At 62.8% G+C, this 24,672-nt stretch carries 23 protein-coding genes; 17 read left to right on the forward strand and 6 right to left on the reverse strand.

The window, feature by feature from the left end; translation table 11 throughout:
* Positions 1-16: 16 nt before the first annotated feature.
* Both astA and V3H56_RS17570 read left to right on the forward strand, forming a co-directional pair.
* Positions 17-1,051 carry an arginine N-succinyltransferase gene (gene astA / locus V3H56_RS17565; protein ID WP_047739172.1) on the forward strand — a complete coding sequence of 345 codons (1,035 nt, stop codon included), beginning with the start codon at positions 17-19 and terminating at the stop codon, positions 1,049-1,051.
* Between the two features lie 142 nt (positions 1,052-1,193).
* Positions 1,194-2,063, forward strand: coding sequence for an oxaloacetate decarboxylase (locus V3H56_RS17570; RefSeq protein WP_042729059.1), 870 nt, complete (start codon positions 1,194-1,196; stop codon positions 2,061-2,063).
* Between the two features lie 337 nt (positions 2,064-2,400).
* Here the strand turns inward: V3H56_RS17570 and V3H56_RS17575 are convergent, their stop codons facing one another.
* Positions 2,401-3,630, reverse strand: a complete 1,230-nt coding sequence (locus V3H56_RS17575) for an acyl-CoA dehydrogenase (protein ID WP_042729060.1) — start codon at positions 3,628-3,630, stop codon at positions 2,401-2,403.
* A gap of 189 nt (positions 3,631-3,819) precedes the next feature.
* Here V3H56_RS17575 and V3H56_RS17580 point away from each other — a divergent pair, with 189 nt between their 5' ends.
* From V3H56_RS17580 to V3H56_RS17590, 3 genes are all read left to right on the forward strand, one after another.
* The gene (locus V3H56_RS17580; protein ID WP_042729061.1) at positions 3,820-4,749 is read left to right on the forward strand and encodes a LysR family transcriptional regulator; all 930 of its coding nucleotides are present in this window, start codon (positions 3,820-3,822) and stop codon (positions 4,747-4,749) included.
* A 121-nt stretch (positions 4,750-4,870) separates the two neighbouring features.
* Positions 4,871-5,272 carry a MerR family DNA-binding transcriptional regulator gene (locus V3H56_RS17585; RefSeq protein WP_047739173.1) on the forward strand — a complete coding sequence of 134 codons (402 nt, stop codon included), beginning with the start codon at positions 4,871-4,873 and terminating at the stop codon, positions 5,270-5,272.
* A gap of 150 nt (positions 5,273-5,422) precedes the next feature.
* A complete protein-coding gene (locus V3H56_RS17590; RefSeq protein ID WP_042729063.1) occupies positions 5,423-6,322 on the forward strand; it encodes a hydroxymethylglutaryl-CoA lyase in 900 nt (299 codons plus the stop codon).
* Positions 6,323-6,938: 616 nt separating this feature from the next.
* Here V3H56_RS17590 and V3H56_RS17595 read toward each other — a convergent pair.
* Positions 6,939-8,639, reverse strand: coding sequence for an AMP-binding protein (locus tag V3H56_RS17595; RefSeq protein WP_338473683.1), 1,701 nt, complete (start codon positions 8,637-8,639; stop codon positions 6,939-6,941).
* Between the two features lie 234 nt (positions 8,640-8,873).
* Here V3H56_RS17595 and V3H56_RS17600 point away from each other — a divergent pair, with 234 nt between their 5' ends.
* From V3H56_RS17600 to V3H56_RS17615, 4 genes are all read left to right on the forward strand, one after another.
* Positions 8,874-10,037 (forward strand): isovaleryl-CoA dehydrogenase, encoded by a 1,164-nt coding sequence (locus V3H56_RS17600; protein WP_338473684.1) that lies wholly within the window; start codon positions 8,874-8,876, stop codon positions 10,035-10,037.
* Between the two features lie 98 nt (positions 10,038-10,135).
* The gene (locus tag V3H56_RS17605; RefSeq protein ID WP_338473685.1) at positions 10,136-11,740 is read left to right on the forward strand and encodes a carboxyl transferase domain-containing protein; all 1,605 of its coding nucleotides are present in this window, start codon (positions 10,136-10,138) and stop codon (positions 11,738-11,740) included.
* Between the two features lie 12 nt (positions 11,741-11,752).
* On the forward strand, positions 11,753-12,571 hold the full coding sequence (locus V3H56_RS17610; RefSeq protein WP_338473686.1) for a gamma-carboxygeranoyl-CoA hydratase: 819 nt from the start codon (positions 11,753-11,755) through the stop codon (positions 12,569-12,571).
* Complete coding sequence (locus tag V3H56_RS17615) at positions 12,568-14,517, forward strand: acetyl/propionyl/methylcrotonyl-CoA carboxylase subunit alpha (RefSeq protein WP_123579797.1); 1,950 nt, start codon at positions 12,568-12,570, stop codon at positions 14,515-14,517. The genes V3H56_RS17610 and V3H56_RS17615 overlap by 4 nt, the downstream gene beginning before the upstream one ends.
* 29 nt (positions 14,518-14,546) lie before the next feature.
* Here V3H56_RS17615 and V3H56_RS17620 read toward each other — a convergent pair whose 3' ends face one another.
* Entirely contained in the window at positions 14,547-15,176 is a 630-nt protein-coding gene (locus V3H56_RS17620; RefSeq protein ID WP_042729068.1) for a S24 family peptidase, read from the reverse strand.
* Positions 15,177-15,306: 130 nt separating this feature from the next.
* Between V3H56_RS17620 and V3H56_RS17625 the strand changes: the two genes are divergently transcribed.
* Positions 15,307-15,654, forward strand: a complete 348-nt coding sequence (locus V3H56_RS17625) for a DUF3077 domain-containing protein (RefSeq protein ID WP_338473687.1) — start codon at positions 15,307-15,309, stop codon at positions 15,652-15,654.
* A 483-nt stretch (positions 15,655-16,137) separates the two neighbouring features.
* A complete protein-coding gene (locus V3H56_RS17630; protein ID WP_042729070.1) occupies positions 16,138-17,289 on the forward strand; it encodes a M14-type cytosolic carboxypeptidase in 1,152 nt (383 codons plus the stop codon).
* Positions 17,290-17,347: 58 nt separating this feature from the next.
* On the opposite strand, the gene V3H56_RS17635 is transcribed toward V3H56_RS17630, so the two are convergent.
* A complete protein-coding gene (locus tag V3H56_RS17635; RefSeq protein WP_338473688.1) occupies positions 17,348-17,884 on the reverse strand; it encodes a cytochrome b in 537 nt (178 codons plus the stop codon).
* Positions 17,881-18,963, reverse strand: coding sequence for a catalase family peroxidase (locus V3H56_RS17640; protein WP_338473689.1), 1,083 nt, complete (start codon positions 18,961-18,963; stop codon positions 17,881-17,883). The genes V3H56_RS17635 and V3H56_RS17640 overlap by 4 nt, the downstream gene beginning before the upstream one ends.
* Positions 18,964-19,130: 167 nt before the next feature.
* On the opposite strand from V3H56_RS17640, the gene V3H56_RS17645 reads away from it, so the two are divergent.
* Both V3H56_RS17645 and V3H56_RS17650 read left to right on the forward strand, forming a co-directional pair.
* On the forward strand, positions 19,131-19,637 hold the full coding sequence (locus V3H56_RS17645) for a sigma-70 family RNA polymerase sigma factor (protein WP_042729073.1): 507 nt from the start codon (positions 19,131-19,133) through the stop codon (positions 19,635-19,637).
* Complete coding sequence (locus tag V3H56_RS17650) at positions 19,634-20,386, forward strand: anti-sigma factor (RefSeq protein ID WP_338473690.1); 753 nt, start codon at positions 19,634-19,636, stop codon at positions 20,384-20,386. Before V3H56_RS17645 ends, V3H56_RS17650 begins: the two co-directional genes overlap by 4 nt.
* A 149-nt stretch (positions 20,387-20,535) precedes the next feature.
* Here the strand turns inward: V3H56_RS17650 and V3H56_RS17655 are convergent, their stop codons facing one another.
* Complete coding sequence (locus tag V3H56_RS17655) at positions 20,536-21,372, reverse strand: IclR family transcriptional regulator (protein ID WP_338473691.1); 837 nt, start codon at positions 21,370-21,372, stop codon at positions 20,536-20,538.
* Between the two features lie 244 nt (positions 21,373-21,616).
* Here V3H56_RS17655 and V3H56_RS17660 point away from each other — a divergent pair, with 244 nt between their 5' ends.
* The 4 genes from V3H56_RS17660 to V3H56_RS17675 are packed head-to-tail and all read left to right on the forward strand — an operon-like array spanning position 21,617 to position 24,607.
* Entirely contained in the window at positions 21,617-22,642 is a 1,026-nt protein-coding gene (locus V3H56_RS17660) for an ABC transporter ATP-binding protein (protein ID WP_338473692.1), read from the forward strand.
* The gene (locus tag V3H56_RS17665; RefSeq protein WP_042729077.1) at positions 22,639-23,508 is read left to right on the forward strand and encodes an ABC transporter permease; all 870 of its coding nucleotides are present in this window, start codon (positions 22,639-22,641) and stop codon (positions 23,506-23,508) included. The genes V3H56_RS17660 and V3H56_RS17665 overlap by 4 nt, the downstream gene beginning before the upstream one ends.
* A gap of 6 nt (positions 23,509-23,514) precedes the next feature.
* A complete protein-coding gene (locus tag V3H56_RS17670; protein WP_338473693.1) occupies positions 23,515-24,309 on the forward strand; it encodes an ABC transporter permease in 795 nt (264 codons plus the stop codon).
* Between the two features lie 7 nt (positions 24,310-24,316).
* Entirely contained in the window at positions 24,317-24,607 is a 291-nt protein-coding gene (locus V3H56_RS17675) for a (2Fe-2S)-binding protein (protein WP_042729079.1), read from the forward strand.
* Positions 24,608-24,672 lie beyond the last annotated feature (65 nt).

Genomic DNA, 24,672 nt, shown 5'->3' on the forward strand with positions numbered 1-24,672 from the left:
ACGAAGGAGCAGCATCATGATTGTCCGCCCGGTCGCCCTCACCGACCTGCCTGCGCTGCTGGACCTGGCCCGTTGCGCGGGCCCCGGCTTCACCAGCCTGCCGGCCAACGAAGAGCGCCTGGCCCATCGCGTGCGCTGGGCCCAGCGCACCTTTGCCGGGCAAGTGGAACGCGCCGACGCTGATTACCTGTTCGTGCTCGAAGACGATGACCACCAGGTGGTGGGCATCAGCGCCCTGACCGGCGCGGTGGGACTGCGCGAGCCCTGGTACAACTACCGGGTCGGGGTGACCGTCGGTTCGGCACCGGAACTGGGCATCCAGCGACAGATCCCGACGCTGTTCCTGAACAACGAGATGACCGGGCAATCGGAAATCTGCTCGTTGTTCCTGCACCCCGAACAACGTCATGGCCACAATGGGCGCCTGTTGTCCCTGGCACGGTTGCTGTTCGTGGCCGAGTTTTCCCAGCTGTTCGGGGAAAAACTGATCGCCGAGCTGCGTGGCCATGCCGACGAACAGGGCTGCTCGCCGTTCTGGGACAGCCTGGGACGGCACTTTTTCCGCAGGGACTTCAGCTATGCAGACCAGTTGTCCGGCATGGGCAACAAATCGTTCATCGCCGAGCTGATGCCACGCCAACCGCTGTACACCTGCCTGCTCACCGAACAGGCCCAGGCGGTGATCGGCAAGGCCCATCCAAACAGCGAGCCGGCCATGCGGATTCTCAATGCCGAAGGCTTCAGCCATAAGGGCTACATCGACATTTTCGACGCAGGCCCCGTGATCGAAGCGCCGGTGGCGAAGATCCGCACCGTGCGCGACAGCCAGTCGCTGACCCTGGCCGTGGGCGCACCGGACGAACAGTCGCCGGTGTGGCTGATCCATAACCGACGCCTGGAAAACTGCCGTGTCACCAGCGCCCGGGCCCACCAGCACGGCCACAGCCTGCTCGTCGACCGTCTCACCGCCAAGCGCCTGCAAGTGCAACCCGGCGACACCGTGCGCGCCGTGGCACTCCTCAAGCAGGGGCAACAGGCAGTGGCGGCGTAGCCTCGCCGCCTACTCGACAATGCACCGCAGGCATGGCCCATGCGCATTCGTCATCATCTTTATACCTGCCACGTGATAGCCTTTGATTCTTTCGGCGTTGACACTTTTGCTCAAGCCGTTCCATTCCAATGGTGGAACTCACATGTCCAGGCTTTCCCATCAAGATTTACGCCGCAACTTTCGTCAACTGCTGGCTTCCCAGACCTGCTACCACACCGCGTCGGTGTTTGATCCGATGTCGGCTCGGATCGCCGCCGACCTGGGCTTTGAAGTAGGGATCCTGGGCGGCTCGGTCGCGTCGTTGCAAGTGTTGGGCGCGCCGGACTTTGCCTTGATCACCCTCAGCGAGTTCGCCGAACAGGCCACCCGTATCGGTCGCGTGGCGCAACTGCCGGTAATCGCCGACGCCGACCATGGCTATGGCAACGCCTTGAACGTGATGCGCACCATCATCGAGCTGGAGCGCGCCGGCGTGGCGGCGCTGACCATCGAGGACACCTTGCTGCCGGCCCAGTTTGGCCGCAAGTCCACCGACCTGATCAGCGTGGCCGAAGGCGTCGGCAAGATTCGCGCGGCGCTGGAAGCCCGGGTCGACCCGGAAATGGCGATCATTGCCCGGACCAATGCCGGGATCCTGCCGGTCCAGGAAATCATCAGCCGGACCCAGCAATACGAACGAGCCGGGGCGGACGGGATCTGCATGGTGGGCGTGCAAGACTTCGAGCACCTGGAAAAGATCAGCGAGAACCTGACCGTGCCGTTGATGCTCGTCACCTACGGCAACCCGCTGCTGCGCGACGACAAGCGCCTGGCCGAACTGGGCGTGCGCGTCACCATCGACGGCCACGGCGCCTACTTCGCCGCGATCAAGGCCACCTACGACAGCCTGCGCGAACAACGCCAGATCTTCACCCAGGCCTCGGACCTCAGCGCCACTGAACTGACCCACACCTACACCCAGCCCGAGGAATACATCCGCTGGGCCGAAGAGTACATGAGCGTCAAGGAGTAGTCCTGGAGCCGCCATCGCGAGCAAGCTCGCTCCCACAGGGGATCTGGGTGGCCGCGATATCGGTGACCGCCATATTCCTCTGTGGGAGCGGGCTTGCTCGCGAAGGCGGTGGGTCAGCTTGCATCTCTTTTGAAGGTACCGCCCTCTTCGCGGGCAAGCCCGCTCCCACAGTGGGTTTGCGGTGCGTCGTCCATCTTGGACACATACTCATTCCCCGTGGGAGCGGGCTTGCTCGCGAAGGCGGTGGGTCAGCTTGCATCTCTTTTGAAGGTACCGCCCTCTTCGCGGGCAAGCCCGCTCCCACAGGGCTCTTATGGCGGCGGATGCAAGCTGGTCTTCAGCGCCCGCTGCGCAACATCTCCTTGGGCACGTACTTGCCGATCTCGAACTTGCCGATGGCTGCCCGATGCACTTCATCCGGGCCGTCGGCCAGGCGCAGGGTGCGCTGCATGGCGTACATGTAGGCCAGCGGGAAATCGTTGGAAACCCCGGCGCCCCCGTGGATCTGGATCGCCCGGTCGATGACCTTCAACGCCACGTTCGGCGCAACCACCTTGATCTGGGCGATTTCACTCTTCGCCACTTTGTTGCCCACCGTGTCCATCATGTACGCCGCCTTCAAGGTCAGCAGGCGCGCCATGTCGATCTCCATGCGCGAGTCGGCGATCTTATCGACGTTACCGCCCAGGCGCGCCAACGGCTGGCCGAACGCGGTGCGGCTGACGGCGCGCTTGCACATCAATTCCAATGCGCGCTCGGCCATGCCGATGGAACGCATGCAGTGGTGGATCCGGCCTGGGCCGAGACGCCCCTGGGCGATCTCGAAGCCGCGTCCTTCACCCAACAGAACGTTTTCGTACGGCACCCGCACGTTGTCGAACAGCACTTCGGCGTGGCCGTGTGGCGCATCGTCGTAGCCGAACACCGGCAGCGGCCGGACGATTTTCACCCCGGGAGTGTCCACCGGCACCAGGATCATCGAGTGCTGGGCGTGGCGCGGCGCATCGGGGTTGCTCAGGCCCATGAAGATCAGGATCTTGCAACGTGGATCGCAAGCCCCCGACGTCCACCATTTCTTGCCGTTGATCACCCACTGGTCACCGTCGCGCTCGGCGCGGGCGGCCATGTTGGTGGCGTCCGACGAGGCCACATCCGGTTCGGTCATGGCAAAGGCCGAACGGATCTCGCCGCGCAGCAGCGGCGCGAGCCAGCGTTGTTTCTGCTCCTCGTTGGCGTAACGCACCAGCACTTCCATGTTGCCGGTGTCCGGCGCCGAGCAGTTGAACGGCTCCGGTCCCAGCAGCGAGCGGCCCATGATTTCTGCCAGCGGCGCATATTCCAGATTGGTCAGGCCGGCACCCAGCTCCGACTCAGGCAGAAACAAATTCCACAGGCCTTCGGCCTTGGCCTTGGCCTTGAGCTCTTCCATGATCGCCGTGGGCTGCCAGCGGTCGCCTTCGGCCACTTGCCGCTCGAACACCGCTTCAGCCGGATAGACATAGGCATCCATGAACGCCGTGACGCGTTCACGCAATTCCTGAACCTTGGGGGTATAGGCAAAATCCATGGACAGCACCTTCTTGGCAGAGGTTGATTTCAGGTCATGAAATCGATGCTAGTTCAGCTACGAAAATTTACCTAACCTATTCTCGGCGTGTATTAACATTCATCACCGATATATGTTTCACTGATTCGCATCGTTACCTGGCACCCACAACAAGTCCAAGAACCCGCCCGAATACAAGAGTGCAGCGCCATGAATCTGAGCAAGGTCGACCTGAACCTTTTCATCGTCTTCGACGCGATCTACACCGAAGCCAACCTGACCCGCGCCGGCCAAATCGTCGGCATCACTCAGCCCGCCGTGTCCAATGCCCTGGCGCGTTTGCGCGAAACCTTCAACGATCCGCTGTTCGTGCGCACCGCCCAGGGCATGGTGCCCACGCCCATGGCCCAGAACATCATCGGCCCGGTGCGCAACGCGTTGTCGCTGCTGCGGGTGTCGGTGCAGGAAAGCCGCATCTTCAACCCCTTGCAGGCCGTCAAGACGTACCGCATCAGCATGACCGACCTCACCGAAGGCGTGATCCTGCCGCCGCTGTTCCAGCGCCTGCGCCGCCTGGCGCCGACCGTGGCCATCGAGAGTTTCCTGTCCAAGCGCCGTGAGACCACCAAGGAACTGGCGGCCGGTCGCCTCGACTTCGCCGTCGATGCACCGCTCAACACCGACCCGCAGGTGCGCCACGTCAAGCTCATGGAAGACCGCTACGTGTGCGCCATGCGCAAGGGGCACCCACTGGCGGGCAAGGAAAAGATCAACCTCGACGATTACCTGGCCCAGACCCACGTGCATATTTCCAGCCGGCGCAATGGCCTGGGCTATGTCGACCTGGCCTTGGGCAAGATGGGCATCCAGCGCAAGATCGCCCTGCGTTCCCAACATTACCTGATGGCGTCCCAGGTGTTGCAGCAGACCGACATGGTCATGACCGTGCCCGAACGCTTCGCCCGCCGCCACGACCTGCACGCCTTCCAATTGCCGGTCAACGATGTGCCGCCAGTGGAAACCCACCTTTACTGGCATGAAAGCACCGACCAGGACCCGGCCAACCGCTGGATGCGCGAGCAGATGATCGAGCTGTGCCAGCAAGTGACGGCCCATGAGAAGAAGCTCGACAAGGTTTAGGCGACCAACATTGTGGGAGCAAGCTTGCTCCCACAGGTTTTGTGTACAGAACCTCCTTGCTTGACGCGAACGTCAACCTGCCTTTAGCTTAGCGCCAGCCCCCTTCGTTTCGAGCGCTTCCATGAGCAGCCAGACCTACAGCATCTCCGACCTCGCCCGTGAGCTGGACATCACCACCCGCGCCATCCGCTTCTATGAAGAGCAAGGCCTGTTGAGCCCAGAGCGTCGCGGCCAGGAACGCATCTATTCGCCGCGAGACAAGGTCAGCCTGAAGCTGATCCTGCGGGGCAAGCGCATCGGCTTCTCCCTGGCCGAGTGCCGCGAGCTGATCGAGCTCTACGACCCCACCAGCGGCAACCGGAAACAACTGCACAGCATGCTGGCGAAAATCGCCGAGCGCCGGGAGCAGCTCGAACAGCAATTGCTGGACATCGAACAGATGAAACTGGAACTCGACACTGCCGAAGAACGCTGCATCCAGGCGCTGGAGCAGACGATCGAGGGTGAGAAAATCGTCCAGTAACACTTTCCCCTGTGGGAGCGGGCTTGCTCGCGATGACGGCACATTCAACATCGATGCAAGCTGATCCAGCGCTATCGCGAGCAAGCTCGCTCCCACAATGGGTTCATCATTGCGCTCAACATATTGGCAACTCACTACAGGTCAACCTCTATGTCCCTCCCCTCCTTTGTACGCTTGATCGAAGTCGGCCCCCGCGATGGCCTGCAGAACGAGGCACAACCCATCAGCGTCGCCGACAAGGTGAACCTCGTGGATGCCTTGAGCGCCGCCGGCCTGGGCTACATCGAGGTCGGCAGTTTCGTTTCGCCCAAATGGGTGCCGCAAATGGCCGGCTCCGCCGAGGTCTTTGCGCAGATCCAGCGCAAGCCCGGTGTTACCTATGGCGCCCTGGCGCCAAACCTGCGGGGCTTTGAAGACGCGCTGGCGGCTGGCGTGAAGGAAGTGGCGGTATTTGCCGCCGCGTCCGAAGCATTCTCCCAGCGCAACATCAATTGCTCCATCAAGGAAAGCCTGGAGCGCTTCGCGCCGATCATGGCGGCTGCCCGGCAGCACGGTGTCAGCGTGCGTGGCTATGTGTCCTGCGTGCTGGGCTGCCCGTATGAAGGCACGGTCAAGCCCGAGCAAGTCGCGTGGGTCGCGCGTGAGCTGTACGCGATGGGCTGCTATGAAGTGTCCCTGGGCGACACCATCGGCACGGGCACCGCCGGCGCCACCCGCAGGATGTTCGAGGTGGTCGGCGCGCAAGTGCCGCGGGACAAGCTCGCCGGGCATTTCCATGACACTTACGGCCAGGCCATGGCCAACGTGTACGCCAGCCTGCTGGAAGGGATCGCGGTGTTCGACAGCTCCATCGCCGGATTGGGGGGCTGCCCCTACGCCAAGGGCGCCAGCGGTAACGTCGCCACCGAGGACGTGCTCTACCTGCTCAACGGCCTGGGCATCGAGACCGGTGTCGACCTGGAGGCATTGATTGCCGCGGGCCGGCAGATCTGTGACGTGCTGGGCCGTCCCACCGGTTCACGCGTCGCCAAGGCACGCAGCGCACAGTGAGGTGTTACCGCTGGGCTTTGTAACGGCGGCGAAACGAGTAACACGGAAACAATTTGTCAGGTTTGGCCCGCCAGATTTTTTTGATAAAAAATTCAACTCATTGATTTATATAGAGTTTTAAAAGTTGGCACGGCACCTGCTATATCTCTGGTACAACAAGAATAAAAAAACGCAGCAAACCCAATAAAAACAAGACGAAACGACTCTGACATAACAAAAACAACACGGCAGAGACGCAGCTAACAGATTTTTTTGGAGAAGATGTGCTTTTCAGGGTGCTTTCAGGAGCAACCCGCAACCGGGCAGAGAACAATAAAACTACCTTCAGGTAGCGCCCGAATCGGTTGGATCGCAAAGCGAAAAGGCAGATCAGCGCTCAAAAAAATACGTTTGCTCTTGATCCCGGATGGGGATCGCCAAAAACAGCGGTAAAGGGCCACGGCTGCCAAAAACAACAACAGGCCGCCCCTCAATAATAAAAAAGAGCACGCGACGACAAAATTAAAGGGGAGCTTCGGCTCCCCTTTGTGCTGTCTGGCGTTTGGTTTCCGGGGATCGGCTGGTGGGAGCGAGCTGGCTCGCTCCCACAGGGCTCACTGCCCATTGGCTTGCTTGTTCAGTCCTCGTCCCTATCGCACAGCTCTTGGATGCTGATTTCGCGCATGCGGAATTTCTGCACCTTGCCCGTGACCGTCATCGGAAACGCATCGACGAACTTGAAGTGACGCGGCGTCTTGAAGTGGGCAATGCGCTCTTTGCACCAGGCGTGCAGCTCCTGTGCGGTGGTACTGTGGCCGGGGTGGCACTTGATCCAGGCGACGATTTCTTCGCCGTAGCGGGAACACGGGATGCCGATCACCTGCACGTCCGCCACCGCCGGATGGGTGAAGAAGAACTCTTCCAGCTCACGCGGGTAAACGTTCTCGCCGCCACGGATGATCATGTCCTTGTTACGCCCGACGATGCAGACGTAGCCCTGCTCGTCCATGGTCGCCAGGTCGCCGGTGTGCATCCAATGCGCCTGGTCGATCGCTTCGGCGGTGCCCTTGGGGTTGTTCCAGTAGCCGAGCATCGCGCTGTAGCCGCGGGTGCACAGCTCGCCAATGGTGCCTCGGGGCACGATTTCACCGGCTTCGTCGATGATCTTGCTTTCCAGGTGCGGCTGAGTGCGGCCGACGGTGGTCACGCGCACTTCCAGTTCATCCGAAGGGCCGGTCTGCAATGACACCGGGCTGGTTTCGGTCATGCCGTAGGCAATCTGCACCTCGCGCATGTGCAGCTCACCGATGACCCGCCGCATCACTTCGATCGGGCACGTGGCCCCGGCCATGATGCCCGTGCGCAGGCTGGACAAATCAAACTCGCCTCGCTGCGGCTGATCCAGCAGGGCAATGAACATGGTCGGCACGCCATACAGCGCCGTGGCCTGTTCCTCGGCCACGGTGGTCAGGGTCAGCAAGGGATCGAACGCATCGTTCGGGTAGATCATGGTGCTGCCGTGGGTCACGCAGCCCAGGTTGCCCATGACCATGCCAAAGCAATGATAGAGCGGCACCGGTATCACCAAGCGGTCGGCAGCGGTCAGGCCCAGGCTTTCGCCGACCATGTAGCCGTTGTTGAGAATGTTGTGATGGCTGAGGGTCGCGCCCTTGGGAAAGCCGGTGGTGCCGGAGGTGTACTGGATGTTCACCGGCTGGTCGAAATGCAGACTGGCTTCGCGCTCGGCCAACTGCCCGGCTGTCACCGCGGTGCTCAGGGCAGCCAACTGTGACCAGGGCAGGAAACCCGAAGGCGGCTGTGGATCGAGACTGATGACACCCCGCAGATCCGGCAGGCGCTCGCTGTGCAACTGGCCGATCGGCTGTTCCGCCAGTTCCGGCGCGAGTGCCTGCAACATGACGTGGTAGTCCGACGTCTTGAATGACCCGGCACACACCAGCCACTGGCAACCGGACTGCTTGAGCACGTACTCCAGTTCGGACACCCGGTAGGCCGGGTTGATGTTGACCAGGATCACACCGATCTTCGCGCTGGCGAACTGGCTGATGCACCACTGGGCACAGTTGGGTGCCCACACGCCGAGGCGGTCGCCGCTTTTCAGGCCCAGTGCCAACAAGGCCCGGGCGTGCACATCGACGGCTTCAGCGAGCTGTTGCCAGGTGTAGCGCAACGATTGATGACGCACCACCAGCGCCTCGCCCTCGGGAAATCGAGCCACGGTGTGGTCGAACGCCTGGCCGATGGTTTGCACCAGCAAAGCCTTGGCCTCGGAACCGCGGGTGTAGCTCAGTGGCGACTGCAAACCGGGTTGATCCATGACGCGCCCTCTTGTCTTTATTGGTGGGGGTATCGGTGAACCGTGTGCACCCAGGCTTTTGTGGCGAGGGAGCAAGCTCCCTCGCCACAAAGAGCTGTAAAGCGAACTTACTCTGGACCAAGTTGACGTTAACGTAAAGGTGATTGACAGGCATTTATAGCAGGCTTACGTTAACGTCAAGGTGAGAGCGAGCCCTTCCCTCTCCGCACCCGACAAAAAAGCCAAAGGTGTCCCATGAGCTACCCATCCCTGAACTTTGCCCTCGGCGAAACCATCGACATGCTGCGCGAACAGGTGCAAGCCTTCGTTGCCAAGGAAATCGCCCCGCGGGCAGCTCAGATCGATCTCGACAACCTGTTTCCCGCCGACTTGTGGCGCAAGTTCGGTGACATGGGCCTGCTGGGCATTACCGTGCCGGAAGAATATGGCGGCGCCGGCCTGGGTTACCTGGCCCACGTGGTGGCCATGGAAGAAATCAGCCGCGGCTCGGCGTCGGTGGCCCTGTCCTATGGCGCCCACTCCAACCTGTGCGTGAACCAGATCAACCGCAACGGCACCCACGAGCAGAAAGCCAAGTACCTGCCCAGCCTCATCAGCGGCGAACACATCGGCGCGCTCGCCATGAGCGAACCCAACGCCGGCTCCGACGTGGTTTCGATGAAACTGCGGGCCGACAAGCGTGGCGACCATTACGTCCTCAACGGCAGCAAGACCTGGATCACCAACGGCCCCGACGCCAACACCTATGTGATCTACGCCAAGACCGACCTGGAAAAGGGCCCCCACGGCATCACCGCGTTCATCGTCGAGCGCGACTGGAAAGGCTTCAGCCGCAGCAACAAATTCGACAAGCTCGGCATGCGCGGCTCCAACACCTGCGAGCTGTTCTTCGATGACGTGCAAGTGCCGGAAGAAAACATCCTCGGCGTGCTCAACGGCGGCGTGAAAGTGCTGATGAGCGGGCTCGACTACGAGCGCGTGGTCCTGTCCGGCGGCCCGACCGGGATCATGCAGGCCTGCATGGACCTGATCGTGCCCTACATCCACGACCGCAAGCAGTTCGGCCAGAGCATCGGCGAATTCCAGCTGATCCAGGGCAAGGTCGCCGACATGTACACCCAGCTCAATGCCAGCCGCGCCTACCTCTATGCGGTGGCCCAGGCCTGCGAGCGCGGTGAAACCACCCGCAAGGACGCCGCCGGGGTGATCCTCTACAGCGCCGAACGCGCCACGCAAATGGCCCTCGATGCGATCCAGATTCTCGGTGGCAACGGCTACATCAATGAATTCCCGGCCGGTCGCCTGTTGCGCGACGCCAAGCTGTACGAAATCGGCGCTGGCACCAGTGAGATTCGCCGCATGCTGATCGGCCGCGAACTGTTCAACGAAACAAAATGATTTTCGTCAGCTACAAGGCACAAGCTTCAGGCGGCAAGCGAACTGCGCGCCTGCTTGCAGCTTGTGGCTTGAAGCTTAGAGCTGCTACGGAGTAGCCCATGATTCTGCACACCCAGCTCAACCCACGTTCGGCGGAGTTCGTCGCCAACCGCGACGCGATGCTCGAACAGGTCGAGGCCCTGCGCACCCTGCTCGCCCAAGTCCAGCAAGGCGGCGGTGCCAAGGCCCAGGAGCGGCACACATCCCGAGGCAAATTGCTGCCGCGCGAGCGCATCAACCGGTTGCTCGACCCCGGTTCGCCGTTCCTGGAAATCAGCCCCCTCGCCGCTCACGACGTGTACGGCGAGGACGTTCCCGCCGCCGGCGTGATTGCCGGGATCGGCCGCGTGGAAGGCGTCGAATGCATGATTGTCGCCAACGATGCGACCGTCAAAGGCGGTTCCTACTACCCGCTGACGGTGAAGAAACACCTGCGTGCCCAGGCCATCGCCCAGCAGAATCGCCTGCCCTGCATCTACCTGGTGGACTCCGGCGGCGCCAACCTGCCGCGCCAGGATGAAGTGTTTCCGGACCGCGAGCACTTTGGCCGGATCTTCTTCAACCAGGCCAACATGAGCGCCCAGGGGATCCCGCAATTGGCCGTGGTCATGGGCTCCTGCACGGCCGGCGGCGCCTATGTGCCGGCCATGGCGGACGAGGCAATCATGGTGCGCCAGCAGGCCACCATTTTTCTCGCCGGCCCGCCACTGGTGAAGGCCGCCACCGGTGAAGTGGTCAGCGCCGAAGACCTGGGCGGTGCCGACGTGCATTGCAAGATCTCTGGCGTGGCCGACCATTACGCCGATAACGACGAACATGCCCTGGCCTTGGCCCGCCGCAGCGTGGCCAACCTGAACTGGCGCAAACTCGGCGACGTGCAGCGGCGCCAGCCCATCGCCCCGCTGTATGCGGCGCACGAGCTATATGGCGTGGTGTCGGCAGACCCCAAGCAGCCTTTCGATGTCCGGGAAGTGATCGCGCGCCTGGTGGACGGTTCGGTGTTCGATGAGTTCAAGGCGCTGTTCGGCACCACGCTGGTCTGCGGGTTTGCCCACTTGCACGGCTATCCGGTGGCCATCCTGGCGAACAACGGGATCCTGTTCGCCGAGGCTGCGCAGAAAGGCGCGCACTTCATCGAACTGGCCTGCCAGCGCGGCATTCCCCTGTTGTTCCTGCAGAACATCACCGGTTTCATGGTCGGCCAGAAATACGAAGCCGGTGGCATTGCCAAGCACGGCGCGAAACTGGTCACGGCCGTCGCCTGCGCCCAGGTGCCGAAGTTCACCGTGATCATCGGCGGCAGCTTCGGCGCGGGCAACTACGGCATGTGCGGCCGCGCGTACGACCCGCGGTTCCTGTGGATGTGGCCGAATGCGCGGATCGGCGTGATGGGTGCCGAACAGGCGGCCGGCGTGCTGGTGCAGGTCAAGCGCGAACAGGCCGAGCGCAGTGGCCACCCGTTCGGCACCGAACAGGAAGCCGAGATCAAGCAACCGATCCTCGACCAGTACGAAGAACAGGGCCACCCCTACTATTCCAGCGCACGGCTGTGGGATGACGGTGTCATCGACCCGGCCCAGACCCGCGACGTACTGGGGCTGGCCTTATCGGCCTCACTCAACGCGCCCATTGAATCGAGCCGCTTCGGCGTGTTCCGGATGTAACGGGGAATGCCCATGGATAACTTCAACACCCTCGAATTGATCACTGACCCACGCGGTTTCGCCACCTTGTGGCTCAGTCGTGAGTCGAAGAACAACGCGTTCAATGCCCAGATGATCCGTGAACTGATCCTCGCCCTGGATCAGGTCGGCAGCGATCCGAACCTGCGCTTCCTGCTGATCCGTGGCCGCGGCAAGCATTTCAGCGCCGGCGCCGACCTGGCCTGGATGCAGCAATCGGCCGAGCTCGACTACCACACCAACCTCGACGACGCCCGGGAACTGGCGGAGCTGATGTACAACCTCGCCAAGCTGAAGATCCCCACGCTGGCCGTCGTGCAGGGCGCCGCCTTTGGCGGTGCGCTGGGCCTGATCAGCGCCTGCGACATGGCCATTGGTGCCGACGAGGCGCAGTTCTGCCTGTCGGAAGTGCGCATTGGCCTGGCGCCGGCGGTCATCAGCCCGTTCGTCGTCCAGGCCATCGGCGAACGGGCCGCCCGGCGCTACGCGTTGACCGCGGAACGTTTCGGCGGACAGCGTGCGAGGGAGATCGGTTTGCTGTCGGAAAGTTACCCGGCCGATGCGTTGGATCATCACCTCGAACAATGGATCGACAACCTGCTGCTCAACAGCCCGGCGGCCATGCGCGCCAGCAAGGACTTGCTGCGTGAGGTCGGCCACGGTGCCCTGACCCCGGCGCTGCGTCGCTACACCGAAAACGCCATCGCCCGCATCCGTGTCAGCCCCGAGGGCCAGGAGGGCCTACGCGCCTTTCTGCAAAAGCGCGCGCCAAACTGGCAAGCCGAGTCGAATAACAAGGAGCCGCGTCGATGAGCGCCCCCGCCCTCACCACATTGTTGGTGGCCAACCGTGGCGAAATCGCCTGCCGCGTGATGCGCACCGCCAAGGCCATGGGCCTGACCACCGTAGCCGTGCACAGCGCCACCGATCGCGATGCCCGTCATAGCCGCGAAGCCGACATCCGTGTCGACCTGGGCGGCAGCAAGGCCGCCGACAGTTACTTGCAGATCGACAAACTGATCGCCGCGGCCCAGGCCAGTGGTGCCCAGGCGATCCACCCCGGCTATGGCTTCCTGTCCGAAAACGCCGGGTTCGCCCGGGCGATCGAAAACGCCGGGCTGATCTTCCTCGGCCCACCGGCCTCGGCCATCGATGCCATGGGCAGCAAGTCCGCGGCCAAAGCCCTGATGGAAACCGCCGGCGTGCCCTTGGTGCCGGGTTACCACGGCGAGGCTCAGGATCTGGAAACCTTCCGCGACGCCGCCGAACGCATCGGCTATCCGGTGCTGCTCAAGGCCACGGCCGGTGGTGGCGGCAAGGGCATGAAGGTCGTCGAGGACGTCAGCCAGTTGGCCGAAGCCCTGGCCTCGGCCCAGCGAGAGGCGCAATCTTCGTTTGGCGACTCGCGGATGCTGGTGGAAAAGTACCTGCTCAAGCCACGCCATGTGGAAATCCAGGTCTTTGCCGACCGCCACGGCCATTGCCTGTACCTCAATGAACGCGACTGCTCGATCCAGCGTCGCCATCAGAAAGTGGTGGAAGAAGCCCCCGCCCCTGGCCTGACCCCGACCTTGCGCCGGGCGATGGGTGAAGCGGCCGTGCGCGCGGCCCAGGCGATCGGCTACGTCGGCGCCGGCACGGTGGAGTTCCTGCTGGATTCGCGGGGCGAGTTTTTCTTCATGGAAATGAACACCCGGTTGCAAGTCGAGCATCCGGTCACCGAAGCGATTACCGGGTTGGACCTGGTGGCCTGGCAGATCCGCGTCGCCCAAGGCGAGCCGTTGCCGATCACCCAGGACCAGGTGCCGTTGCTGGGCCACGCCATCGAAGTGCGCCTGTACGCCGAAGACCCGGCCAACGATTTTCTCCCGGCCACCGGGCGCCTGGCGTTGTATCGCGAATCGGCCGACGGGCCGGGTCGGCGGGTCGACAGCGGCGTGGCGCAAGGCGATGAGATCTCGCCGTTCTACGACCCGATGCTCGGCAAGCTGATCGCCTGGGGCGAAGATCGCGAGCAGGCGCGATTGCGGCTGTTGAGCATGCTCGACGAGTTCGCCATCGGCGGGCTGAAGACCAACATCGGCTTTCTGCGCCGCATCGTGGCCCACCCGGCCTTCGCGGCAGCCGAACTGGACACCGGATTTATCCCACGCTACCAGACGCAATTGCTGCCAGAACCCGGCGAACTGGATGACGACTTCTGGTTCGCAGCGGCCCAGGCATTTGCCCTGGGCCTGGCACCGCAGGTGCGTGGCGACGACGTGCATTCGCCTTGGGCCCACACCAGCGGTTTGCGCCTGGGATTGCCAGGGGAAACCAGCCTGCACTTGAGCTGCGAAGGACAAGACCGTGCGATCACGCTGGTCCCTAACATCCCAGGCGTCGAACTCGTCGACGAGCGATTGACCCTCGAGCACAACGGCCTGCGTCGCAGCCACCGTGCCATTCGCCAGGGCGACAGCGTGTATCTGCAATGGCAAGGCGACCTGCATCGGATCGACCGGTACGACCCACTGGCCGCCGCCGAAGCCAGCCACAGCCATCAAGGGGGCCTGACGGCGCCCATGAACGGCAGCATCGTGCGGGTGTTGGTGAGCGTGGGCCAGACGGTTGAGGCCGGGGCCCAGTTGGTGGTGCTCGAAGCGATGAAGATGGAGCACAGCATTCGTGCACCCCAGGCCGGCGTGATCAAAGCGCTGTATTGCCAGGAAGGCGAAATGGTCAGTGAAGGCAGCGCGCTGGTGGCGTTCGAAGAGTAGTCATCGGCCCGCTTGCAGGGCCGATGCGCTCAGAAACGGATGGTGGCCTGCACCACCACGCCGATCATGCGGCATTGCTCGGTGTACAGGCTTTTCGGGTAAGTCGGATTGAGCGGGACCAGGTAACGCTGGCCGCTCTCCTCGATCAGTTTGCGAAAGGTCGCGTCGCTGCTGCCAGGCAAGTAGGCCACCACCAGCTTGCCGGGCACCGCTTCGATCGCCGGGTCCACCAGGATCGACATGCCCTCGGGAATGCTCAGGCCGCTCGGGGCGGTCATGGCATCGCCCATCACCACCAGCCAGAACGCTTCGCCCTGGGCGTGGTAATCCGTCAGCTCATAGCGGACCTCGCCCTCGCGCACATGGCCGACCTGGTGCCACTCACTGACCGGGTAGCGGAAGTACGGGTTGTACTTCTGCGCCAGCGCCAGCCCTTCCTCCGTGGAGGTGTCCGGCTCGCGAATCACCATCGCCACTTCGAGGAATTCCAGCCCCAGCTCCTGCAGGACCCGATTCATGTCGTCGACACTGGGTTGCCGGCGCTTGGTCAGCCAATGGCCAACGCCGCCCTGGGACATTCCCAACCGTTCTGCCAGCACCACTTGCGTGATGTGCAGCTCCTTCATCTTGGCCTTGACCAACTCTATCCATTTATCCATGTGCGGCACGATACGTGGCTGGCTCCGACCATCAAAACACAAAATGTAGTATTTAAATTATCGTCACAATTACGATGGGTACTATTCTGGATTCAGGATTTTCAGCCCCCACACGGAGAACCGCGAGACCATGGACACTTCCAACAAGGAACAGCCCAACACCCCGTACGACAGCTCATTCGCGTCATTGCAGGACTGCCCGGCGGCGCAACGCGCGCTCGATTACTACTTGAAACCGGGTGTGTCGAATGCCCCGGCGGAACATCGCTTCTTCGACGTCAACCACAACATCGGCGCGGAGGAAGCCCTGGTCCATGCGTGCGACCTGCTGCGCTGCGCGGCGGCCACGGCCCACGAATCCGCCAACCGATTGGACGGTTCCAGCCGCGACCTGGCCTTCTCGGTAGTGCACATGATTGATCTGGTCAAGGTGATGCTTGACCGATCCCTGGATGGCTACCCGACTCGTCAGGCGTAGCAAGGGAAGGTTGGCGCGGAACGCGGGCAACAGGAAAATTTTTCCAATCGATGCGATAAAACCATTTGACTTGCAAATGATAATGATTATTATTGCATCAACTGGTCGCGAGATCAGTCGATAGTCCAGAAGACCTTGGTCGGACTTCTGGAATATCTCCTCATCAGGCTAATCACGGTTTTTGACCCGGCTTTTTGCCGGGTCTTTTTTTGCCGATTTTCGGCTTATGGCTTCAGGCTAATGAAGTCTTTGGGTGTCGCTGAATCTGTTGGCGGCGATGATAGCAAATGAACATCTATTTTCAAGCATCCCAGTCCGCGCAAGCCGAAACGATCGACTGCCAGCACTTGAGAATCAATTGCGGACTCTCTAATCTGATTCGGCGTCCAGGGAGGACGCCCCCGCTCTTTGCTTGATGTAAATCGTCCTGACTTTCCCTTCCCAGCGTGTAAAGTAACGGCCATAAAATCCTGTTCAGGAATCGTGACCGTGGCTAAATCTTCCTTCGATATCAGCGCCAACTTCGACAGCGGCAACATTGAAGTCGTCGACATCAGCAACCCGTTGCAGTCGCTGCTCAAGATCCGGCCCGATACCCGCAGCCCGCATTTGCAGTGGTTCCACTTCAAGGCCAGCGGCCTGCATGTCGGCCAGGAATATTCCTTCCGCCTGCTCAATGCCAGCCAATCGTCGTACAACAAGGCGTGGACCGGCTACCAGACCGTCGCGTCCTACGACCACGTCAACTGGTTCCGCATTCCGACCCAGTTCGAGGGCGACGCCCTGCGCTTTCACCTGGAAGCCGAACAGCCCCACGCCTGGTTCGCCTACTTCGAACCCTACAGCCGTGGTCGTCACGACTGGCTGATCGAACAGGCACTGCACAAGGCCGGCACCGAGCTGCTGGCCGTGGGCAAGAGCGTCGAAGGCCGTGACATCCAGCTGCTGCGCAAGGGCAATGGCAGCGACGGCCGGCGCAAGATCTGGATCATCGCCCAGCAGCATCCCGGTGAACACATGGCCGAGTGGTTCATGGAAGGCGTGATCGAGCGCCTCCAGCACACGGATGATGCGCAACTGAACCGGCTGCTGGACAAGGCCGACCTGTACCTGGTGCCTAACATGAACCCGGACGGCGCATTCCATGGGCACCTGCGCACCAATGCCAATGGCCAGGACCTCAACCGCGCTTGGCAGAACGCCAGCCCGGAGATCAGCCCCGAGGTGTTTTTCGTACAGCAGCAGATGGAAAAGTACGGCGTCGACCTGTTCCTGGACGTGCATGGCGACGAGGAAATCCCCCACGTCTTCACCGCCGCCTGCGAGGGCAACCCCGGCTACACCCCGCGTATCGCCCACCTTGAAGAACGCTTTCGCAGCCACCTCAAGCACCAGACCAAAGACTTCCAGACCACCCACGGCTACGTCCGCGACGAACCGGGCCAGGCCAACATGACGCTGGCCTGCAACGCGGTCGGGCAGAAATACGACTGCCTGTCACTGACTCTGGAAATGCCGTTCAAGGACCACAACGATCATCCGAACCCGCTCACCGGCTGGTCCGGCAAACGCTCGATGCAGTTGGGCAAGGACGTATTGAGCACCCTGGGCGATTTGGTCGACGAATTGCGCTGATCCTGCGCCGGTCCCCATGATCGGTGGCGAGGGAGAGAACGCCCTCGCCACCGATGTTTCAACCCTTGCCGCGCAACATACTGTCCAACACCTCGTCCCGACGCACCCAGGCGTGAAACAACGCCGCCGCCAGGTGCACCAGCACCGTCAGGAACAACAGGTAAGCCAGGTAGCCATGAGCCTTGCGCAACAGGGCGAAGGTCTGCGCATGCGCGGGCAGGATCGACGGCAGTTGCAGCCAATGGCCGAGCATCACCGGGTCACCCGCCGCTGAAATCATGCCCCAGCCCAACAGCGGCAGCACCAGCATCAAGGCGTACAACAGCACATGCGAAGCCTTGGCCGCCAGCACCTGCCAACTCGGCAGATCGGCCGGCAGCGCTGGTTGCCGAGTACTGAAGCGCACCACCAGGCGCACGATCACCAGCAGCAGAATCGCGATGCCCAAGGGTTTGTGCAGTTGCAGTAACCATTCATGACGTTCGGACACCGAGGCGACCATGCCGGCGCCGATGAACAACATGGCGATGATCATCAGCGCCATCAGCCAGTGCAGCAGTCGGGCCAGCGGAGCAAAGTGACGAGGGGCGCTCATGGGCGGGCCTCCTGGGTGGCGGGCAGTTGGCTCACTTCGCTGGTGCGCCGCAGGTAGGAAGTGGCGTACGCAGCGGAGCGCGCCGCCAACAATGGATCATCGGACCCTTCGATGCCGGCTGGCAGGATCAGCGGGTCATAGTTGATATCGCGGCACTCGCCTTGGTCCTGCGCCTGGGAGCGTTCCAGCACCAGCGTACCGGCATTGATCACCTTGCGCTCCGTCGGCCAGGGCTTGCTGGCATCGTTCACCGGGTCGCCCGGATCGGCCAGGGTCATCCTCAACTGCCAACGCAGTGGCCCGGCCGCGAGCCGCTTCACCAGATCCTGCTCAAGGAAATCGGCCCCCTGGGGCAGCGTCGCATCCGCGGCGTCCTGGCTCTGCGGCACCACGCCCCAGCGCACCGCCTGGCGCTGGCCGGCAGGGTTGACCAGGTAAAAGGCATTGATGCCGTTATAGGTCTCGGTGGCATAACTGGCCGATGGCTTGGCGGTCTTGATCCATTGCAGGAACGGCGTGGCCTCCGGGTGCGCGGCAAAGAACGCCGACGCCGCGGCAGGGTTCGGTTTTCCCGTGGCCGGATCCGGCGATTGAGCCTGTTGCAACTGGTAGAACGCGTCGGGCGTGCCCACCGGGAACACCGGCATGCTGTTCATGCCGGTGCGCCATTGCTGGCCGTTTTCCTGGGTGAACCGCAGCGCCAGGCTGCGAATCGGGACACTCGCGTCCGGTGCATACGGGTTACCGCTGGGCAAGGCGAAACGCCCGACCACTGGCGTGCGCGCCTGCGTGAAGACCTGGGCGCTGGAATAGGCCGCGGCCTCGCCACTGCTTTCAAAATAGCCCGCCACGCAGACACCTTTCGAGTGATTGCGGCGAAAGCCCGGATGCACGCCGTTGTTTTTTTCCAGCACGTTGACCAAGGCATTGGGCGTCAGGCGCTGTGGGTCGAGGGTGCCGTTGACGTAGGCAAAAGCCCCGGCCAGCGCCGCGACAATCACGCCAATGCCGGCCAGACGCAGGGTCAGGCCGGCGGCACCCAGCGGCGGCCTGCTCGATGAGGAGGAAGGGTCAACCATGACGAAGCTCCAAGGCTCAAGGCCGTTTGAGGAAATGGACCCGTCAGACGAAGGGCCAGCAGGTTTATTCCCACGCCTCGTATTTATTTTTCCTGTGCTGGAATAATCTCGTTCGTGGGTCGTCTTTCCAGTCCCGGCGCAGTGACTGCCCCAGAAGCCACACTCCCATGAACGAATTCGATGAACAGTTGCGCGAACTCATCCCCAGGCTCCGGCGCTTTGCCGTGTCGCTGACGCGCAACCCGAGCAACGCCGACGACCTGGTGCAGGCATGCCTGGAACGGGCGTTGTCAAAATGGGGCGACAAGCGTCCGGAAGGCGACCTGCGGGCCTGGCTGTTTTCGATTCTCTACCGGCAGTTTCTCGATGCCCATCGCCGTTCCCGACGGTATGCACGCATGCTCGAGTTTTTCACCGGCCGCGAGGAGGCCCACCCTTCGGCCGAACGCAGCGTGATCGCGCAGGCGTCCCTGCAGGCTTTCGATCAACTGACGACCGAACAGCGTGCACTGTTGCTGTGGGTCTCGGTGGAAGGCCTGAGCTATCAGCAAGTCGCCGACATCCTCGGCGTGCCGACCGGCACGGTGATGTCCCGGCTGTCCCGCGCTCGCCAGGCCTTGCGCCAACTCAGCGATGGCGAAATCACCCGCCCTGCCCTGCGGATACTCAAATGATCAACATGCCCCCCAACGACAACGACCTGAACGCCTACGTCGATCGCCAACTGAGCGAAGCCGACCGACGCCTGGTGGAAACCTACCTCGCCCATCATCCCGAAGTCGCCGCCCGGGTCCGGGCCTGGCAACAGGACGCGCAACACTTGCGCACGGCCCTCGGCAGCACGCTGCAACAACCGGCCAATCCAGCCCTCGACCCGGCGATGATTCGCCGGCGCCTCAATCACCGGCTCCGGCGTCACCTGGCCAGCGCGGCGGTATTGCTGTTGGCCGTCAGCGTCGGGGGATTCAGCGGCTGGCAGGCGCGGGAAATGACCCTGCTCAGAAGTGCCGCGCCCATGGCCGACGCCTTGCAGGCGTACCGCCTGTTCGCCCAGCAAGGCGTTTTGCCGGCCGATTACCAGACGGGCGATGAGCACAGCATGCAAGCCTGGCTCGACCGCTACTTCACCCAGGCCAACCGCCTGCCGGACCTGTCGAACGCCGGCTTCAAGCCAGTCAGCGGCCGCCTGCTCAGCACCGAACAAGGCGCGGCGGCCATGGTGGTCTACCAGGACCCGACCGGGGAAAAGATCAGCTTCTACGTGCGCCCACCAGGCCCGAAGAATTTCCTGCTGCCGCGCGGCAGCCGTCGCGACGGCGAACTGCAGGCCGAGTACTGGTCCGGGCCAGGCTACAACTATGCGATGGTCATCCCCAGCGACACGCCGACAGCGCAGCGACTCAAACAGACCCTGAACTTCTGATCATGGCGGGGAAATCCTGAACCACGGATGCCATCGCCCTGCTCTGTGGAAGCGGGCCTGCTCGCGAAGGCAATGTGTCAGGCAACCTCATTGTGTTGCGGCCATCGCCTTCGCGAGCAAGCTCGCTCCCACAAGGGCTCCGGGCGGCCTCAACCCTGTCCAAACACCTGCGAAGGCCGGCGCAGCAGTGGGTCGAACGGGTTGATTCGCGGCCCGATCGACGCCGCCTCGCGCTTGAGCATTTCCACCACCGTCGGCAGGCGATCAGGGCCCAGGCGGTCGCTGATCGTCGCCACACTCAAGGCCGCCACGGCTCGGCCATCGCGGTCCAGGATCGGCACCGCCACGCCGGCCATGCCCTGCAGCACGCCGGTGTTGCGCCCGGCGTAACCCTGGGCACGCACGTTCTCCACTTCCGAACGCAGGAAGACTTCGTCGTACAGGTGGAAATCCTTGAGCCGCGGCAGGTTGTAATGAATCACCGTGTCGCGCTCTTCCTCCGGCAGGAACGCCAGGATCGCCAGGCTGCCCTGGCCCACGCCGAGCGCCACCCGGCCACCGATGTCGCCGGTGAACGTGCGGATCGGGAACGGCCCTTCACTGCGGTCCAGGCAGATGGCATCGAACCCGCAACGGGCCAGCAGGAACAACGAATCCCCTAGGGACGCCGACAGCCGCAGCATGGCCGGCCGCACCAGTTCGCGCAGATTGCCGGTGTTGCCTGCGCGGGCGGCCAGGGCGAAGAAGTCCAGGCTCAGCCGGTAGCGCTTGGTGCGCGCGTCCTGCTCGACCATGCCCTCGTCCATCAGGCTGCGCAACAAGCGATGGGTCGTCGGCTGGGACAACCCGATGCGCTGGGCCAGTTGGGTCACCCGTTCGCCACCCTCGACGGTGTCGCCCAGGCTGCGCAACACGGCAAACAGCCGGGAGACAGCGCCTACGCCCACTTCGTTCTTTTCATTATTCCGATCAGTGGAATTATTCATTCAATATCCATGCAAGAAATTTACTCAACGAATGAAACTGAAAATAGTCATCGCCTCAGTGAAATAGATCATTGAGCCCATCCTATTCTTCGTCCTACTCTGCGTCCATACAGGGGCGATTCGAACAACAGCGGCAGCCGACCCACGTCGAGCGCCAACGCACCCGCAGCACTTTTTTCGTATCTGCCCATACAAAAAAGCGCGCCTTACGGCGACGCATAACAATTCCAGGTGGAGCGCAGCGATGGCTTTCGTGCAACTTGAAGGACTTGGCAAACGTTACGGCGACATCGACGCCGTGGTCGCCACCGACCTCTCGGTGGACAAAGGTGAATTCGTCTCCCTGCTCGGCCCCTCCGGCTGCGGCAAGACCACCACGTTGCAAATGATCGCCGGCTTCGTCGAAGTCAGCAGCGGGCGCATCCTGCTGGACGGCCGCGATATCACCCACGCCAAGCCCGCCAGTCGTGGCCTGGGAGTGGTTTTCCAGAGCTACGCCCTGTTCCCCCACATGACCGTCAGGGATAACGTCGCCTTCGGCCTGCGCATGCGCAAGGTGCCCCAGGCGGACCTGCAACAACGGGTCGCGCAGGTGCTGAAACTGGTGCGCCTGGACCTGCACGCCGACCGTTATCCTCGGGAATTGTCAGGCGGCCAGCGCCAACGCGTGGCCCTGGCCCGGGCGCTGGTGATCGAACCCCCGGTGCTGCTGCTCGACGAACCGCTGTCCAACCTCGACGCCAACCTGCGCGAGGAAATGCAATACGAAATCCGCCGCATCCAGCGCGAAGTCGGCATCACCACGTTGATGGTGACCCACGACCAATCCGAAGCCTTGTCCATCAGTGACCGCGTCGTGGTGATGCAGGCCGGGCGCATCACCCAAGTCGACGCGCCCTACACCCTCTACGAACACCCGCGCACCGAATTCATTTCAGGCTTCGTCGGCAAAGCCAACCTGCTGCCCGGCGAGCGCGACAGCAACGGCGTCGTCCAGGCCTCGCTCCACGGCCAGGGCGACCTGACGCTGAGCCTGCGCCCGGAAAAAATCGACCTCTGCCCCGCCGGCTCCGGCCGACTGCAAGGTACCCTGGCCAGTCGCTTTTTTCTTGGCAGCCAATGGCTGTACGGCGTCTCGACCAGCCTCGGCGAACTGTGCGTGGTGCGGCGCAACGACGGCGGAGCACCACTGGCCGAAGGCACCGCGGTGGGCCTGGACTGGGACCCGGCGTTGCTGCGGGTGCTGAGCCGCGACGAGGTGCCGGCATGAAGTGGATCGCGGCCATGCGCCGCGCACGCAACGGCTACCTGATGTCTGCGCCCGCCCTGGCCTTGTACCTGGGCCTGCTGGTCGTCCCGCTGGGCCTGACGCTGGTGCTGTCGTTCAATGTCTTCGACTACGGCTCGGGTATCGACAGCAACGCCTACACCGTCGACCACTACGCCAGCCTGCTCGGTGACCCGTACTTCTACGAGATCTTTTTGCGCACCTTGTGGATCAGTGCACTGACCACCCTCCTGTGCGTGCTCATCGGCGTGCCCGAAGCCTACGTTCTCAGTCGCATGGGCGCGCCGTGGCGCTCGATTTTTCTGATCCTGATCCTCACGCCGTTGCTGATATCCGTGGTGGTCCGCGCCTTCGGCTGGAGCCTGCTGCTCGGCGCCGACGGCCTCGTCAATCAGACGCTGCAGGCCTTCGGTGGCTCACCGATGAAACTGCTCTACACCCCGTTTGCCGTGGTCATCGCCCTGGTTCACGTGATGCTGCCGTTCATGATCATCCCGGTCTGGACCTCGCTGCAGAAACTCGATCCCGCCGCCGAACAGGCCGCGCTGTCGCTGGGGGCGAGTCAGTTCACGGTGATCCGTCAGGTGGTGCTGCCACAGATCATGCCCGGCGTGCTGTCGGGCACGCTGATCGTGTTCGGCCTCGCCGCCAGCTCGTTCGCCATCCCCGGACTGCTCGGCGGGCGTCGCCTGAAAATGGTCGCCACGCTGATCTACGACCAATACCTGTCGGAACTCAATTGGCCCATGGGAGCCGCCATCGCCGTCGCGCTGCTGCTGCTCAACCTGCTGATCATGCTCTCGTGGAACCGCATGATCGAAGGCCGCTACAAGAAGTCATTGGGGTAATTCGTCATGTCCAGGAACGGTCCTTTCGCCCTGTTGTTCCATGCCTTGGTGGTGGTGTTCATGCTCGCGCCGCTGGTGGTGGTGTGCCTCGTGGCCTTCACCCCGGAAAACACCCTGAGCCTGCCGACCACGACGTTTTCGTTGCGCTGGTTCCGCGCCGTGTTCGAACGCGCAGACTTTGTCGATGCGTTCTACAACAGCCTGATCCTGGCGTTCTGCGCCGCCTCGCTGGCCACGGTGATCGCGTTGCCGGCGGCCCTGGCGATCACCCGGCTCGAATTCCCCGGCCGGGACTTCTTCAACGGCCTGTTCCTGTCGCCGATCATCATTCCGCACCTGGTGCTGGGGGTGGCGCTGCTGCGTCTGTTTGCCCTGATGGGCGTGAATGGCAATTTCACCTGGCTGATCTTCGCCCACGTGCTGGTGATCACGCCGTATGTACTGCGCCTGGTGCTCGCCTCGGCCATCGGCCTGGACCGCAGTGCCGAGCAGGCCGCGCAATCGTTGGGGGCCGGGCGCTTTACGCTGTTTCGGCAAATCACCCTGCCGATGATTCTGCCGGGGGTGGCCGGGGGCTGGTTGCTGGCGTTCATCAACAGTTTCGATGAGGTCACGTTGTCGATCTTCGTCACCTCGCCGGCCACGCAGACCTTGCCGGTGCGCATGTACGTCTACGCCACTGAATCCATCGACCCGATGATGGCGGCGGTATCGGCCCTGGTCATCGCGCTCACGGCACTGACGATGATTCTGCTCGATCGGGTCTATGGCCTGGATCGGGTCCTGGTAGGTAAACAATGAGGGCGCCATGGCTCTGCTGAAACGACTGGCCGAAGGCGACCGCCCGGCCCTGCACTTTACCCTCGACGGCGCACCGGCCACCGGCCTGTTGGGCGACACCCTGCTCACGGCCGTGTTGACCTGCAGCGACCACCTGCGCGGCAGCGACTTCAGCGCCGAACCCCGGGCCGGCTTCTGCCTGATGGGCGCCTGCCAGGATTGCTGGGTCCGCCTGGGCGACGGCCGCCGCGTCCGGGCCTGCTCGACCCTGCTCGAAGCAGGCCATCAGATCAGCCGTGAACCGGGGCGGCGCGTATGAGTGCCGCCTTCGCTGAATGTGCCGCCGCCTTCGCGGGCAAGCCCGCTCCCACAGGGAATGGGTGG

This window comes from Pseudomonas sp. MS646, from assembly GCF_036693845.1.
Lineage (GTDB): Bacteria > Pseudomonadota > Gammaproteobacteria > Pseudomonadales > Pseudomonadaceae > Aquipseudomonas > Aquipseudomonas chlororaphis_E.